Below are 15,809 nucleotides of genomic sequence, written 5' to 3'. Positions count from 1 at the left end.
TCCCCATGTCAAACTTTGCCTTTTTAGCCACCCACCCCGAATATTCCCTCTTCGCCAATTCTGCCATCGAGGCCGAGAAAGTGTTCTCCACCTCCCCGGCGATGTGCGCGGTGGGATGCCGGAAGGCGTTGGAGCTGGCGGTGAAGTGGGTGTATGCGGCAGACAAGACCATCACGATGCCCTACAAGGACAACCTGCAATCCCTCCTGCATGAGCCGAGTTTCCGGTTCGCGGTGGACCGCAATGTGTGGAGCGTGCTGCCCAGCATCGTGAAGGCGGGCAATCTGGCAGTACATACGGGGCATAGTGTGTCGGCGGCGGATGCAGTGTTCAGCCTGCGGGGGCTGTTCGACTTCATCCAGTGGGTGGATTACTGCTACGGCACGGACTATGTGGAGCGCTCCTTTGAAGAAACAGCCATCCCCGGCGAAAAGGTAACGCTGGACGAAAAGAAGATCCGGGAACAGGAAAGTTTACTGTCCCAAAAGGATGCCGAACTGGAAGCCTTGCGCAAGCAGGTGGAGAGCCTTTCGACGGCGTACACAGCCAGCAAACAGCAGAACCAGCAGAGTCGCAGCTTCACCGCCGCCGACCTGACCGAGGCCGAGACGCGGCGGAAGATCATCGACATCGACCTCAAGGCCATGGGCTGGAAGTTTACCGGGGCGGACACCGATGTACGCACCGAGTACGAAGTGGACAACATGAACGGCGTGCTGGGGCAGAAGGGTTATGCAGACTATGTGCTGATGGGCAAGGACGGCTTGCCGCTGGCGGTCATTGAAGCCAAGCGCAGCACCAAAGACCCCAACATCGGGCGCAAGCAGGCTCAGCTTTATGCGGACTGTCTGGCGCAGAAGTTTGGCCGCCGTCCGATGCTGTTTACCACCAACGGCTACACCACCTATTTCTGGGATGAGCAGAGCGGCCCGCAGCGTGCCGTGAGCGGGGTGTTCTGCAAGGACGACTTGCAGAAGCTGATGAACCGCCGCACCGAGAAAAAGCCGCTGGACACCATTGAAATCGACGATAAGATCACCGACCGCTACTACCAGAAAAACGCCATCCGGGCGGTGTGCGCCCACATCGCGCAGGGCTTCCGGCGCAATCTGCTGGTCATGGCTACTGGCACGGGCAAGACCCGCACCGCATCCAGCCTGACCGATGTGCTGAGCCGGGGCGGTCATGTGACCAACATGCTCTTTCTGGCCGACCGCACCGCGCTGGTCAAGCAGGCAAAGGACGACTTCAAAAAGTATCTGCCCGACCAGTCGCTGTGCAACCTGTGCTCCTCCAAGGACGATAAGGCCGCGCGCATCGTGTTTTCCACCTATCCCACCATGCTCAACGCCATCGACAACGCCAAGACCAAGGACGGCGTGCCGCTGTTTTCGCCTGCGCATTTTGACCTTATCATCGTGGACGAGAGCCACCGCAGCATTTTCAAGAAATACCGCGCCATTTTTGATTATTTCGATGCGATTCTGGTGGGTCTGACCGCCACCCCGAAAACCGATGTAGACCGCAACACCTACGACTTTTTCGAGATGGAGCACGGCATCCCCACCTACGCCTACGATTACGATACGGCGGTCTACACCGACCATGTGCTGGTGCCTTACTACAACTACGAGGTCAAGACGAAATTCACAGAAGAGGGCATCCACTACGACCAGCTTTCACCGGAGGACAAGGCTCGCTACGAGGACGATTTTGCCGAGGACGACACCCTGCCAAGCTTCATCCCATCCGAAAAGCTGAATAAGTTCATCTTCAACGCCAACACCGTGGACACGGTGCTGCAAGACCTGATGGAACGGGGCATCCAGACGGCAGGCGGCGACCGCATCGGCAAGACCATCATCTTTGCCCAGAACAAGCGCCACGCGGAGTTTATCCGGGAGCGCTTTGGCAAGCTCTACCCGCAGCTGGAGACCCAGTACCCGGGATTCATCCAGCGGGTGGTCTGCGATGACGCCTATGCACAGTCCATCATTGACGACTTCAAACAGCCGGACAAGCCGCCTTTTATTGCGGTCTCGGTGGATATGATGGACACGGGCATTGATGTGCCGGAGTGTGTGAATCTGGTGTTCTTCAAAAAAGTGCGCAGCAAAACGAAGTTCTGGCAGATGATCGGCCGTGGTACACGGCTCTGCCCGTCCCTTGCCTGCGTGGATGCCATCGACGGCGAATATACGGGCAAACGGCGGTTTCTGATTTTCGACTACTGCGACAACTTTGAATTTTTCCGTCAGAAACCCAACGGCTACGAGAGTGCGGACACCAAAAGCCTGTCCGAAAGCATTTTCTGCAAGCAGGTGCGGATCGCCGCCGCGCTGCAGGATGGAGCCTATGCGGACGAAAAATACCAGAACTGGCGCAAGATCTTAACAGAGACCTGCCGTGCCGAAGTGGGAGCGTTGAACCCGGAGCTGGTATCCGTGCGGCTGCACCGACAGGCCGTGGAACACTATCAAAAGCCGGGAGCCTTTGTCAGCCTGACCGAAACGGACAAGGGTACTCTGATGAAAGAGGTGGCACCGCTCATCTCGCTGGACGACAAAGATGAAGCCGCCAAGCGGTTCGATAACTTTGTGTATGGCTTGCTGCTCTGTGAGCTGGAAGGTCTGCCGGGGCTGGGCCGCGCCCAGAAACAGCTGCGCAGCACAGCGGCATTGCTGGAAGGAAAGGCTACCATCCCGCAGGTGCAGGCAAAGCTGCCCCTCATCCGGGAGGTGCAGACAGACGAATTTTTGACCTCGCATGATCTGCTCCGCTTTGAGGAAATGCGGCAGGAGCTGCGGGAACTCATCAAGTTTCTGGTAGACGGTGTAGAAGGGCAAAAGCCTGTCTACACGGCCCTTGCCGACCCGGTACTGGAACAGACCGAGGGCAAAACGCTGGATTCCGGCTACGATTTCGGCGAGTACCGGGAACGTGTGAACCGCTACATCATGGAGCACCGCAGCGATACGCTGGCCATCCACAAGCTGACCCAGAACATTCCGCTTTCCCGGGGTGACTATACCGAGCTGGAACATATCTTTACCTGTGAGCTGGGCAGCAAAGAGGACTATGCACGGGAGTTTCGGGATACACCCTTTGGTCTACTGGTGCGTAAAGTGGCAAAGCTGGACCACGGTGCTGCCATGCAGGCATTTTCCAAGTTCATCAACGACGAATCGCTGAATGCAAAGCAGATCGCGTTCGTGCAGAAGGTCATTCATTACATCGAGCAGAACGGTTATGTGGAAAGCAAAGCGGTTCTGATGAAACCACCCTTTGACCAGCCCATTCTGTTTACCCACCTGTTTGATGGCAAAACAGGCAGTGAACTGATGGATACGATCAATTCGGTGAAAGAGAATGCCACCCATGTAACTGCATAAAGTGGTAGAATGTACTGATAAAAAACGGTATAATGGACAAGGAGCGGATAGACGGTTTCCGCAGCGCCTTTGCATCGGGGGAGACTTTGTTCTGGCAGGTCCCTGCTGCGGCAAGGGAGAGAATGGCGTTTTACAGTGAGAACCTTCCCCGCCTTTTTTTGAAAAAGTCACGGCGGTATTTGCGGTGTCCGACCACTATGCGCTGGAATTTATGCGATTTTTGCAGGGACAGGGCATCCGCGTCCCGGAGGATGTGCAGATCATTGGCTTTGATGATACACTGGCAAGCCGGTATTGCAGCCGTGGGACTGTGCAGTAACTTCACTCTTATTTTCTCCGTGATGTCCGGCGCAGTCGGCACGGTTGCCGGTATTCTGATCGCACAGTTTCTGGGCGCGGAGGAGCACACCGAGGCGTGGCGCAGTTTGGATGTAAGCCTTGTCTGCGGGGGTGTGTTGGCAGCACTGTTTCTGCTGACGGCAGGGGGCTTCCCGGCGCAGGTCTTGGGACTTTATACGGCAGATGACGCCATCCTCTGATCTTGATCGGCTTTGCGGTCTGCCTTCAAAAGGAAGCGGAACGCCCGCTCACCGTGGAGATTTGGACACGGTGGGCGGGCGTTTTATGTTTATTTTCCGAGTACAACGGAGAGCCTGATTTCCTTTTCCGTCTCGCTCAGGTCAAGAGCGCCGCCATCGGCGACGGTCACGTGCAGCTCATAGAGCGTACCGGCGGTAAGTTCCGTTACAGCCTTGCCGTCCTCGTCTGTGATCGACCACAGTGCAGGATCGACCTTTGCTAGCTTGCCGTCCACGCCATAGGCGTAGAGGGTCAGACCGGAGGTGCTGCCGGACAGGTTATTCATGCGGAAAGCTACCGTGGTGTTGGGATGTACGTTGCGGACGGTCACAGTGTTGCGCCAGCTTGCAACGGTGCCTTCGCCGCCGTCCTGCGCAAACTGTTCCTGCGAGAGGACATTTCTTGCTGCCTGATCAAGATCGACCTTGCGGTAGGGCATTTCGGGCAGATAAACGAAACGGTCCTGCAAACGAAGCAGTTCCAGATAGCCTGTCGGGCAGTAGAGCGCATTGCCGCTGTTGCCGGCATACATTCCAATGGCCATGTTGTTATAGCCGTACTTGTTGGAAACATCCATCGTGAAAACAGTCTCGCCAGTTTCAAAATCCAGAATGATGTACTGCCACATCCCGGTGGTCACATCCTGCACATAGCCGTAGATATAGCCCGTTGCGGTGGAAAGCTTCAGGATGGAGGTGTCGCTCAGGTCGTTCCGGCTCCAGATGCTCTTCATCTCGTAGCCGTTTGCGGTCTTTACGGTGTCCATGCGCTCGATGCCGGGGGCGATCATAACGTTGCCCTTCATGAGCCAGTTCTGGTCGTAAATATTGGCGTAGCTCTGGATGGAAGAGTCGTTGTTGGGGTCCGCCAGACCTGCATTGCCCGCGCCAAACCAGTTGCAGACGATGGTGCTGACGGTGCCATTGCCGTCGTCATAGACGATGGCAGAGTTCTCAACGGCTACCTGATAGCCCTCGGGCAGATCATCCAGCACCGGGGCGCTTGCCACGACCTCGCCGGTCTTCATATCGAGCGCAAGAAGGTTTACGATATCCTGATTGTCGGTGAACAGCACAAGGTTCGGTGTCAGCGTGGGCGAGCAGCCGCCGCCCCATGCAAGACCGCCGCCGGTGGTCTTATCGCCTTCGCCGCTCACCTTTGCACCCGCGCTCTCATAGGGCGTGCACCACACAACGTCTACGCCTTCTTCTGCACGCAGAAGATAGCAGTTCTGGTTGGTGAGGATCACCGCACCGTCCTTGGAGGCGGCGATGCCGTTCTCGGCACCCTCGCCGGGGGTCAGCTCGTAGACAAAGACAGCCTTTGAAAGGTCAGTCTGCTCGCCGTTCAGGATCGCATCAATGGCAGAACGGGCAATATAGCCGATGACGCCCTGCTGCTGGCGCTGCGGATAAATGCGGAAGCCACCCGTTGCAAACCAGAGGTTTCCGTCATAATCAAAGACCACGGACAAAAGATTCTGCGTCAGCTCTTTTCCAAGCGCGGCTTCGGCGGCAGCCTTGATATCAATGTCCAGCACCTTCTCAAATTCGGGCAGCACATTGCCGTTTTCATCTGTTGCACGGAGCATCAGCACATGGTTGTTGCTCGTGGGGCAGACGATGCGGTTGGACGCGTCCATGAAGGTATAGGAGCTCTGGATAACGTAACCGCCGCCGTCATGCTTCTTTGGCGAGAAATAGCCGAGCGTTTTTGTTTCTTCGGCGTTCAGGTCGCGGATGGCGATGCCGCCCAGCAGCGGCACAACGGCATGGCCGTAGCTGTCAAAATAGATAGCGGGAGAAGCATTTGCATTCGTTGTCTCATAGGAAACGTTGATCTCGGGATAGATCGCAAGCGGCAGGATCTCATCCGTTGAATCTGTGTTGTAGCCGTCGTGATGAATGTTTGCATCGCTCTTGGCCATGTAGGGGTTTTCCTCTACCTGCTTGGGGTTCAAGGCCTTCACAGGCAGTGCCGCAGAGGTCGTCTCCGCAGCAGAGGGCTGCACCACGGCGGACGGTGCAGAGGGCTGAGAAGCGGCGACACTGTCTGCGGGCGTCTGTGTACCGCCGCAGGCGGCCATGGAAAGGCACAATGCTGCGGTCAGCGACAAGCTCAACGCAGAGTGGATGATCTTTCTCTTTTTCATAAGTCGTTCTCCTTGTTGTGTTCGTTGCGGTCAGGTCGGCGCTGCTCTGCCGGATTTTTTTGATCCAGCCAGATGCAAAAACCCTGCCGCAAAGCGGCTTCGGTCACTGGCTCCAGCAGAAAGTAGTCTGCACGCAGCCGGAAGGCATGGAGCGAAAAATTCAGATCGCTGCACCAGATAACGCGTGTTTGGGGACAAAGCGCGCGCAGATGCTCTACTGCATTCAATCCATCCACCCCCGGCAGGGCGATCACGGCATTTGTCAGCGGCTCGCAGCGCGCGGCTTCAAAAAAGCTTTCCTGATCGTGGTAACAGTCCATTTGGGGAAATAAACAATGCTCGGCGCAGAACTGCAAGATCTGCTCTGCCCAAAAAGCTTCCTGCGCCCTGCTGTTTGTCAGCACGGCGATTCGATACACAGCGACCCTCCTTCCTTCTGCCGTTGTTGAGGTTCTCTGTCTCTAGTATACGGGCGGATACGGCTGTTTCAAGCTGTTTGGCACGAAAGCCCGGTTTCCGTCACGAAATCCCGGTTTCTGCTGCGACAGAACCGGGCAACTGTGCTATAATCAGGATGAAAGAGTTTATAAAGGAGGTTGGAAGCTATAACAATAGCTTCTTGGTACAGCATGAGATTTGCGATCGTCGATGACCTTGGTACGGAGCGCACGCTGCTGAAGGAGCGCTTGGCACGGCAGCTGCGCCAGCGCGGTACAGAAGCAGAGCTTTTAGAATTTGACAGCGGAGAAGCTTTTCTGGCGGCAGAAGAAGCGCAGCGCTTTACCGCCGCATTTTTGGATATTTACATGGATGGTTTAAGCGGCATGGACGCGGCAAAGGAACTTCGGAAAACAGACGCAGACTGCCTTCTGGTTTTTACCACCACCTCGACAGACCATGCACTCGAGGGGTTTCAGGTACGGGCATTTCATTATTTGGTCAAACCCTTTTCAGAGGCCGAGTTGTCCGGTCTGTTGGATGAAATGCTCGCAAAACTCCCCCGCCCGGAGCCGGTTTTGACGGTGAAGGTGGATGGCAGCGACATCCATTTGCGCTATCGTGATATCATATCCGCCGAGCATTTCGCCCACATCATCAATATCCGCACCACTGCCGGCAAAACGCTTGCCATGCGCCAGAGTTTCAAGGCGTTCACAGAGCCGCTCAAAAAGGACCCGCGCTTTTTTGTTTGTGGCCGCGGTACGATCATCAATATGGAGAATGCTGCCGATTTTCAGGATGCCGCCTTCTGTATGACGGACGGCAGCCAGGTCTATGTCAGTCAGGAGCTTTTGAAAGCCGCCCGACAGGCGTTTATGGAATTTCTGCTGCAAAGGGGGCGTGTGGGTTGAAGGATGTTCTGCGCCCGATCCTGGAGCTTACCGTTGTGTTTCCCGGCCTGTTGCTCGCGTATTTTCCGGTGCGCTCCTATCTGAAGCAGTCTTCCGCAAAGCTTGCGGTATGGGAGGTGCCGCTGCTGTTCGGGCTTTGCCTTGGCGGCGGGCTGTTTTGCTATCATTTCGGTCTCTCGACCGCATTCCCCTTGCTGCTCATAACGATTGTGACAATTTTCCTGTATCTCAAAACGCTGCGGCTCTCTCTCTGGAAATCCGGGACCATCGCGCTGGCGGTCTGCGCGGTATTTGCGTGCCTGAATAGCTTGTCCCGCGCCGTTGGTACAGCGATCACGATCCGGCTGCAGCTGCCGCCGGACAAGCCGTGGTTCTGTTTTAGCGCCTGCATTTTTTATAACGTGATCTGCTGGCTGACCGCTGCTGCAGCCTATTATCCCGCCACCCACGCAGTGCGCGCAATGGTGGAGGATGACAATTTTGCGCAGACGTGGTATGTGTTCTGGGTGCTTCCGATGGTGTTCATCCTGCTGAATCTTTTTATAACCCCGCGCTACCAGATAACGCTCCGGACAGGGCGGGTCTTGCAGGTCTACATCGTTATGAGCATCGCGCTTTTGTTTCTGATGTTCATGTTCAATGCGATCTTTCTGCTGATGGCAAACAGCCTTAACCGGAATGCGAGATTGCAGCAGGAAAACCAGTTTCTTTCCATGCAGCAGCAGCGCTATGAAAGCCTGAAAACCGCCATTGATGAAGCCCGGCAGGCGCGGCACGATATGCGCCATCAGCTGAATCAGATCTCCGCACTGGCCGAGGCAGGAGATCTGGATAACCTGAAGGCTTACCTTGCAAAAACGGTCTCCCGGATCCCGGATCTGGATATGAATTTCTGCGAAAACCGTGCAGCGGACAGTGTTGTCGGCTATTATTGTGCCCTTGCAAAGCGTGAGGGTGTTCCCTTTTGTGCCAAACTCGACTTACCACAGGTGCTTCCTGTGGACGAGATCGATCTGTGTCTGGTGCTGTCTAATCTTCTGGAAAACGCATTCGAAGCCAGCCTGCGCACCGCACCCGCCCGGCGCAAGATCGAGGTCACCGCGTATGTCCATGCCGAGCGGCTTCTTTTGGTCGAAGTGGAAAACGCATTTGACGGTGAAGTCAACGAAAAAAGCGGGCTCTTCCGCTCGTCCAAGCGAAAGGAAAACGGGATCGGCATCCAGTCTGTCCAGCATATTGCAGAAAAGACCGGCGGTGCAAGCACATTTACCCATCAGAATGGCGTTTTCTCTGCCAAGGTCATGCTTTGTGGAGAAAAGCAGCCGCCAGAGACCGCGGACAGCACCACGGAGTTGTACGGAAAGTGTGGAAAGTAATGCGGAAAGCGCAGAAACTTGCCATATAAAAAGTGGAAACTTCATTCCCCAAATGGCAACCTCCATGCTAAAAGTGGCAAGTGACATATAGAAAACGCCATTATACAGAACTGCCCACTCCCCTGAGAACTTCTCAGACGAGTGGGCATTCTTTTTCCCATATTTCCGACTTCCTCTTGCAGTCACGCATCCCGATGAGATGTTTCAAGTTTTTGAAAACCGTCAAACTGCCCAAAATACGCCCTTAAAAGTTTACTTGACGCAATTTTCAAATCAATATATAATTGGGTCAGAAACCAATTATAGAAAAGGATGATTCCCAATGGCGCGCAGATACGACAGCAAAGAAGCAAAACGGCGGATACTGACCGTCTGTGTCCGGCTTTTTCTGGAAAAAGGCTACACGAACACCAAGGTGGCAGAAATTTTAAAGGAAGCAGATGTTTCCGCCGGGTCGTTCCAGAATATTTTCCGCACCAAGGACGGCGTGCTGACCGAACTGATCGGCATGATGTTCAGCAGGCAGTTCGGCGCGGTAAGGCCGCTGGCGGCAAACGCCCCCTCGCCGGTGTACCTCTACGCGGTAGAAACGGCTTTGCAGCTGGCGCTGACCGAGTTGAGCGAGAATCTGCGGGATATCTATGTGGAGGCGTACACCTTCCCCGCCACGGCGGAGATCATCCACCGCAGCACCACGGCCGAGCTGCAGGCGGCGTTCAGCGCGTATCTGCCCGGGTGCGCCGAGTGCGACTTCTACGAGATGGAGCTGGGCACGGCTGGCATGATGCGCGGCTACATGGCACGGCGGTGCGACCCCTACTTTACGCTGGAGCGCAAAATACGGCGCTATCTGAGTATGAGCCTGAGTGCGCTGCAGGTCCCCGCACAGGAGCGCGAGCAGGTCATCGCTTTTGTGGCGGAGATCGATATGCTTGCCCAGGCGCGGAAGGTGGTAGATGCCGTGCTTGCATCGCTGTCCGTGCAGTTTGATCTGAAAGGATAACAAGGCTTGATGACAAGGAGGGAGTAACATGAAAAAATGGCTGATCCGGTGTTTGACGGTGCTGGCAATGGTGTGCCTGATACCGGGGATCGCGTTAAACGCTAAAGCAGTAGCTAATGCCTTCACGTACTGCATCCAATGTAAGGCTGATAAAACCTGTGATATCCTCGGATACGTATGGCAATCAAATGCTGATTCAATCTATCATAAGATCCGTATAAAATGCAGGACCTGCCGCACGGAGAACGAGATCATTTATAAACCGTTTTCGTATCATACCGGCGGCACCGAAACCCCCACCTGCACCACAGGCAAAATCTGTCGCTTATGCTGGTCGGAATATGGCATTCTCGGTCACGACTGGGACGCGTGGACGTCTAACGGCGACGGCACGCACACCCGCAGATGCAAGCGCAGCAACTGCGACGCAGTTGAGAATGAAAGCTGCAGCGGCGGCACCGGAACGTTCACCTGCACCACAGGCAAAACCTGTGAAAAATGCGGCGCGGAATACGGCATTCTTGGTCACGACTGGGGCGCGTGGACGTCTGACGGCGACGGCACGCACGGCACGCACACCCGCAGATGCACGCGCTGCGACAAAGAGGAGACCGAAAGCTGCAGCGGCGGCGCGACCTGCACCAGTCCGGGAGTGTGCGCCACTTGCGGAGGGAGTTACTACGGCGGTCACGACTGGGGCGAGTGGTCATCCGCCGGCAACGGCACGCACATCCGCAACTGCAAGAACTGCTACAAAGTTGATACTGCAAGCTGTACCGGTGGCACAGCGACCTGCACCGCCAAAGCGGTCTGTGAGGCGTGTGGTGGGGAATACGGCGAAAAAGACCCAAATAACCATGCTCTGGTGCATCCCTCTGCAAAAGCCCCCACCTGTACGGAAATCGGCTGGGACGCTTACGACCTCTGCGTCCGCTGCGGCTATACCACCCGCAAAGAGCTGCCCGCACTGAACCATGATTTGGTGCGTCACGTAGCGCAAGCCCCCACCTGCACAGAAAAGGGCTGGGCTTACGATACCTGCTCCCGCTGCGACTATACCACCTATGCGGAGCTGCCCGCACTGAACCATGATTATCAGGCTGTTACCGTAGAGCCTACCTGTGAAACAGACGGCTATACCATCTTTACTTGCTCCCGCTGCAAAGACAGCTACACCGCAGACCCGACCGATAAGCTGGGACACCAGTTCGGTGCATGGTCCCCGAACGGAACCGGCTCTCAGAGCGCCGATTGTCTGCGGCAGGGCTGTGCGCACACTGGCAGCACCGATTGCCGGAAGTTTACTTTCCGCACTGCGGAAGGCGAAACGCTGACCTTCTGCCCCGTGTGCGGGCAGGCAGAAAACGCTGCGCAGCTGGAAAAGATCGAAGCGGCAACGGCGTGGGCTGCCAGCGGCAGCCTTTCTGCGGAGGATGTGACCGCACGGACGAACGGGGAATACCTGAGTGTGGCATTTGAAACCGCAGGCAGTCTGACGCAGCCCACCGGTCGGGTAAGGCTTGCGCTGCCCGCCGGACTGCTGGAAGGCAAAACGCTTGTGCGCATTGCCCCGGACGGCACGCAGACCGAGCTGCCGTTTGAAACAGAGCACGGAAAGCTCATCTATACGCTGGATTTTGCAAACAGCGAGCTGCCCGTAATGCTCTTCCGGCTGGTACCCCAGACCGCCGCCCTCTGAACGCTTTTACAGCGGCACGAACGATAAACCACAAAAAGCCCGCCCACCGTGGTTTTCCACAGGTGGGCGGGCTTTTTCTATAAGGCAAACCGTCATTTGCGCTAAAAACGCGCAGTTCCGTTTTTTATCCAGCCTTATTTACACCACTTGGCAAATTCTTCATCCGTGCACTTGACGTAGTGGCTGCCCTCCAAATGGTGGCTGGTGCCCTTGGAATAGTCGATGCCGGAAGTGGCATAGTCATAAGTCTCAGCCACGCGGCGCTTTTCCACCACCGGGTTCGGCAGAGGGATGGCCGACAGCAGGCTCCGGGTGTAGGGGTGGATGGGGTGCTCGAAGATCTCCTCGGTGGTGCCGGTCTCCAGCAGGTGGCCCAGATGCAGCACACCGATACGGTCGGAGATGTACTTGACCATGGACAGGTCGTGGGCGATGAACAGATAGGCCGTGCCGGTCTCCTGCTGGATATCCTTCATCAGGTTGACCACCTGCGCCTGAATGGACACATCCAGTGCCGAGATGCACTCGTCCGCAATGATGAGCTTGGGGTTCATGATGAGGGCGCGGGCAATGCCTACGCGCTGGCGCTGACCGCCGGAGAACTGGTGGGGGTAGCGCTCGGCGTGCTCCGGGGCAAGGCCGACCTTGGCAAGGATCTTTTCCACCTTTTCGCGGCGCTCTGCCTGCGTTTTGCACAGATGGTGGATATCCAGACCCTCGCCGATGATGTCCTCCACCTTTTTGCGGGGGTTCAGGGACGCCATGGGGTCCTGAAAGATCATCTGCATCTGGGTGCGCAGGGTATTGTTCTGCGCATGGGTCAGGCGACCGCTGATATCCTGCCCGTCAAAGGTGATCTTGCCCGCAGTGGGGTCGTACAGGCGGATGATGCTGCGGCCGATGGTGGATTTGCCGGAGCCGGACTCGCCCACCAGACCATAGGTCTCGCCGGGGTAGATCTCAAAACTGACATCGTCCACCGCCTTGACCGTGAAATTCTTATTGACGCGGAAATACTGCTTCAGCCCTTCGACCTTCAGCAGCGGGGTCGTGCTCTGTGCTGCCATTTATTCCGCCTCCTCGATCTTTTTTGCTTCTGCTTTCATGCGGGCAATGCGCTCCTTGAGCTCCGGCGGCATCTCCACCTTGGGGGCCCGGGGGTCCAGCAGCCATGTTGCCGCATAGTGGGTATCGCTGATCTTGAACATGGGCGGGTCGATCTCGTCGTCAATGTTCAGCGCAAAGCGGTTGCGGGGTGCAAAGGCATCGCCGGGCTTCTCGTGCAGCAGATTCGGCGGCGAGCCGGGAATGGTATACAGACGGTCGTCGGCGGTGTCAAGGTCGGGCATAGCCGACAGCAGACCCCATGTGTAGGGGTGCTTGGGGTCGTAGAAGATCTCATCAATGGTACCGGTCTCCACGATCTTGCCGGCGTACATCACGTCCACATAGTCTGCCACCTTTGCCACAACGCCAAGGTCGTGGGTGATGTAGATGACCGAGATGCCGCGCTCCTTCTGGATACGGCGGATCAACTCCAGGATTTTTGCCTGAATGGTCACATCCAGCGCGGTGGTGGGCTCGTCACAGATCAGCAGGTCGGGGTCGCAGGAGAGCGCAATGGCAATGACCACGCGCTGACGCATACCGCCGGACAGCTGGTGCGGGTAGTTTTTCATCCGCTTTTCCGCATCGGTGATGCCCACCTCTTCCAGCAGCTCCAGCGCCTTTTTGTAGGCTTCTGCCTTGGGCATTTTGAAGTGCCAGAGCATACCCTCCATGATCTGCTTGCCGATGGTCATGGTGGGGTCAAGGCTGGTCATGGGGTCCTGAAACACCATGGCGATGCGCTTGCCGTTGATGTGGCGGCGGATCCACTTTTTATCCTTTTGCAGCAGGTCCACGGTCTCCGGGCTGCCGTCGGCGTGGTGGTAGCTGAACTGGATGCTGCCGCTGTTCACGGTGGCATTCTTAGCCAGAATGCCCATGGCGGCTTTCATGGTAACGGACTTGCCGGAACCGGACTCGCCCACCAGCGCGACCGTCTCGCCCTTGTACAGGTCGATGTTCACGCCGCGGATGGCGTGCACCGGGCCTGCGGTGGTCTTAAAGGTGATATCAAGGTCTCGCACCGACAAGACCTGTTCTTTTTTCGTTTCAGGCATGGGGTGTTCCTCCTTACATACTCTTCATCTTGGGGTCCAGCGCCTCGCGCAGGCCGTCCGCTACCAGATTGAAGCTGAGCATCAGCAGGCTCATGACCACAATGGGCGGGATGATCTGGTAGGGGTGGGTGGTGAAGCTGTTGTACAGCTCACTGATCAGAGAACCCAGCGAGCACTGCGGCACCGGGATGCCCAGACCCACAAAGGAGAGGAACGCCTCGGTGAAGATGGCGGTGGGGATGCTGAACATGACCTGCGTGATGATGGGTCCGATGATGTTGGGCAGCACTTCTTTAAAGATAATGAAGAAGCTGCCTGCACCCAGCGTGCGGGACGCCAGAACGAACTCCTGATCCTTCAACTTGAGCATCTCGGCACGGGCAATGCGGCTCATGCCCACCCACTCGGTCAGCATCAGGGCAAAGATGATGGTCACCATGCCGGGCTGCAATACCAGCAGCAGCAGCGTAACGATGACCAGCCGGGGGATACCGTTGGCCACTTCCAGAAAGCGCTGCATCACCATATCCACCCTGCCGCCAAAGTAGCCGGAGATCAGGCCGTAGCTCATGCCGATGAGCATATCAATGATGGCCGCCGCCACCGCGATGATCAGAGAGACGCGGGCGCCTTCCCATGTGCGGGTCCAGATATCGCGGCCGTACAGGTCGCTGCCGAACCAGTAGTAGACGTCCAGCTTGTCTTTTTCCTGATAGGCGTTGGTCACCTTGGTGCCGGTGGTGGTGCTCATCTTCTCGCTGCCGTCCAGAATGCCGAACTGCTCAATGCCCGGCACGCGGGGCGCAAAGTTTTTCTGGCTCAGATCCTGCCCGGAGTAGGTGTAGCTGTTCATGCCCGGGCCCAAAACGGCCAGCAACACGATGACCACAATGAGGACAAGCCCCAGCACGGCGCTCTTCTTATTGAAAAAGCGGATGAGCGCTTCCTTCCAGAAGTTCTGCGCCGCAAAGTTGGTATCCACGCTGATCTCGTCCTCGTTGTGCTTGAGGGCAAAATCCTTTTCTGCAAAGGTGTGCTCCGTGTACATTGCATCCACGGCACTGACAATGGCATCGGCGGTGGATTCGCCGCCCAGCCGGATCGCTTTTTCTGCCATTTAGTCGTCCCCCTTTGCCAAACGAATGCGCGGGTCGATGATGCCGTACAGCAGGTCAACGACCAGCATGATGCCAATGTACATGGCGCTGTAAATAAAGCTCAGACCAATGACCACGTTGTAATCGTTGGACTGGATGGCCGTCACCAGCAGGCTGCCCACGCCGGGGATGGCAAAGATCTTTTCCACCACCAGCGAGCCGGTCATCAGATCCACGATCAGCGGTGCCAGCACCGTGATGATGGGGATCAGGGCGTTGCGCAGCGCGTGGCGGAAGATCAGCGCCGGGCCGGAGATGCCCTTGCTCTCGGCCAGCAGCATATAATCGGAATCCAGCACCTCGATCATCTCACTGCGGGTAAAGCGGGCAATGGACGCCATGGTGAACATGGAAAGCGAAATACTGGGCAGCACGCTGGAGCCAAAGATATCCTTGGCGGAAAACAGCATGGGGAACCAGCGGAATTTGAAGCCGAAGGTGTAGCTCAGCGCCAGCGCGAACACATAGGACGGCACCGATACGCCGATGACCGAGATGATGGTGGCGATGGTGTCCACCACGGTATCCCGCTTCAAAGCGGCAAGGATGCCCAGCACCAGACCTACGATGGCACCCAGCGTGACCGCCATGCCGCCCACCTGAATGGAGATGGGCAGACGGGACTGGATGAGTTGGGAGATGGGCGTATTTTTGGAGATATTGTAGCTGACACCCAGATCGCCCCGGAGCATATTGCCCACATAGCGGAAGAACTGGATATAGATAGGCTGGTCAAGGCCGTACTTTGCATACAGGGCTGCACGCATATCCGGCGTCAGCTTTTCATCATTGAAGGGCGAACCGGGCATCAGCTGCATCAGGATGAACAGCACCAGCAGAATTGCCAGCAGCGTAAACAGCGAGGTCAGGATTCGCTTGAGCGTATATTTTTTCACGTCGGGTGGACCCCCTTTTTCCTTCCGGGATCTCGCGG

The 15,809-nt window shown here is 56.6% G+C and carries 13 protein-coding genes; 7 read left to right on the top strand and 6 right to left on the bottom strand.

Annotation, left to right across the window (positions count from 1 at the left end; genetic code table 11):
- Positions 1 to 5 precede the first annotated feature (5 nt).
- From MTP39_RS01120 to MTP39_RS01110, 3 genes are all read left to right on the top strand, one after another.
- Positions 6 to 3,392: a DEAD/DEAH box helicase family protein gene (locus tag MTP39_RS01120; protein WP_249241128.1), complete on the top strand. Its 3,387-nt coding sequence runs from the start codon at positions 6 to 8 to the stop codon at positions 3,390 to 3,392.
- A gap of 184 nt (positions 3,393 to 3,576) precedes the next feature.
- The gene (locus MTP39_RS01115; protein ID WP_249241127.1) at positions 3,577 to 3,711 is read left to right on the top strand and encodes a substrate-binding domain-containing protein; all 135 of its coding nucleotides are present in this window, start codon (positions 3,577 to 3,579) and stop codon (positions 3,709 to 3,711) included.
- Complete coding sequence (locus tag MTP39_RS01110; protein ID WP_249242076.1) at positions 3,665 to 3,931, top strand: MATE family efflux transporter; 267 nt, start codon at positions 3,665 to 3,667, stop codon at positions 3,929 to 3,931. Before MTP39_RS01115 ends, MTP39_RS01110 begins: the two co-directional genes overlap by 47 nt.
- Positions 3,932 to 4,020: 89 nt before the next feature.
- Here the strand turns inward: MTP39_RS01110 and MTP39_RS01105 are convergent, their stop codons facing one another.
- On the bottom strand, positions 4,021 to 6,123 hold the full coding sequence (locus tag MTP39_RS01105) for a hypothetical protein (protein ID WP_249241126.1): 2,103 nt from the start codon (positions 6,121 to 6,123) through the stop codon (positions 4,021 to 4,023).
- The gene (locus MTP39_RS01100; RefSeq protein WP_112148418.1) at positions 6,120 to 6,542 is read right to left on the bottom strand and encodes a response regulator; all 423 of its coding nucleotides are present in this window, start codon (positions 6,540 to 6,542) and stop codon (positions 6,120 to 6,122) included. The genes MTP39_RS01105 and MTP39_RS01100 overlap by 4 nt, the downstream gene beginning before the upstream one ends.
- 177 nt (positions 6,543 to 6,719) lie before the next feature.
- Between MTP39_RS01100 and MTP39_RS01095 the strand changes: the two genes are divergently transcribed.
- From MTP39_RS01095 to MTP39_RS01080, 4 genes are all read left to right on the top strand, one after another.
- Positions 6,720 to 7,475 (top strand): LytR/AlgR family response regulator transcription factor, encoded by a 756-nt coding sequence (locus tag MTP39_RS01095; protein ID WP_442899407.1) that lies wholly within the window; start codon positions 6,720 to 6,722, stop codon positions 7,473 to 7,475.
- A gap of 35 nt (positions 7,476 to 7,510) precedes the next feature.
- Positions 7,511 to 8,851, top strand: coding sequence for a GHKL domain-containing protein (locus MTP39_RS01090; RefSeq protein WP_442899429.1), 1,341 nt, complete (start codon positions 7,511 to 7,513; stop codon positions 8,849 to 8,851).
- Positions 8,852 to 9,173: 322 nt separating this feature from the next.
- Positions 9,174 to 9,854 carry a TetR/AcrR family transcriptional regulator gene (locus MTP39_RS01085; protein WP_249241125.1) on the top strand — a complete coding sequence of 227 codons (681 nt, stop codon included), beginning with the start codon at positions 9,174 to 9,176 and terminating at the stop codon, positions 9,852 to 9,854.
- Between the two features lie 28 nt (positions 9,855 to 9,882).
- Positions 9,883 to 11,553 carry a hypothetical protein gene (locus MTP39_RS01080; protein WP_249241124.1) on the top strand — a complete coding sequence of 557 codons (1,671 nt, stop codon included), beginning with the start codon at positions 9,883 to 9,885 and terminating at the stop codon, positions 11,551 to 11,553.
- A gap of 134 nt (positions 11,554 to 11,687) precedes the next feature.
- On the opposite strand, the gene MTP39_RS01075 is transcribed toward MTP39_RS01080, so the two are convergent.
- The 4 genes from MTP39_RS01075 to MTP39_RS01060 are packed head-to-tail and all read right to left on the bottom strand — an operon-like array spanning position 11,688 to position 15,771.
- On the bottom strand, positions 11,688 to 12,620 hold the full coding sequence (locus MTP39_RS01075; protein ID WP_249241123.1) for an ABC transporter ATP-binding protein: 933 nt from the start codon (positions 12,618 to 12,620) through the stop codon (positions 11,688 to 11,690).
- The gene (locus MTP39_RS01070; protein WP_249241122.1) at positions 12,621 to 13,718 is read right to left on the bottom strand and encodes an ABC transporter ATP-binding protein; all 1,098 of its coding nucleotides are present in this window, start codon (positions 13,716 to 13,718) and stop codon (positions 12,621 to 12,623) included.
- Positions 13,719 to 13,731: 13 nt separating this feature from the next.
- Positions 13,732 to 14,835 (bottom strand): ABC transporter permease, encoded by a 1,104-nt coding sequence (locus MTP39_RS01065; protein WP_249241121.1) that lies wholly within the window; start codon positions 14,833 to 14,835, stop codon positions 13,732 to 13,734.
- Positions 14,836 to 15,771: an ABC transporter permease gene (locus MTP39_RS01060; RefSeq protein ID WP_112091309.1), complete on the bottom strand. Its 936-nt coding sequence runs from the start codon at positions 15,769 to 15,771 to the stop codon at positions 14,836 to 14,838.
- Positions 15,772 to 15,809: the final 38 nt, after the last annotated feature.

The organism is Faecalibacterium sp. I3-3-33 (genome assembly GCF_023347295.1).
Taxonomy (GTDB): Bacteria; Bacillota; Clostridia; order Oscillospirales; family Ruminococcaceae; genus Faecalibacterium.
This window is presented reverse-complemented; position numbering and strand designations above follow the sequence as displayed.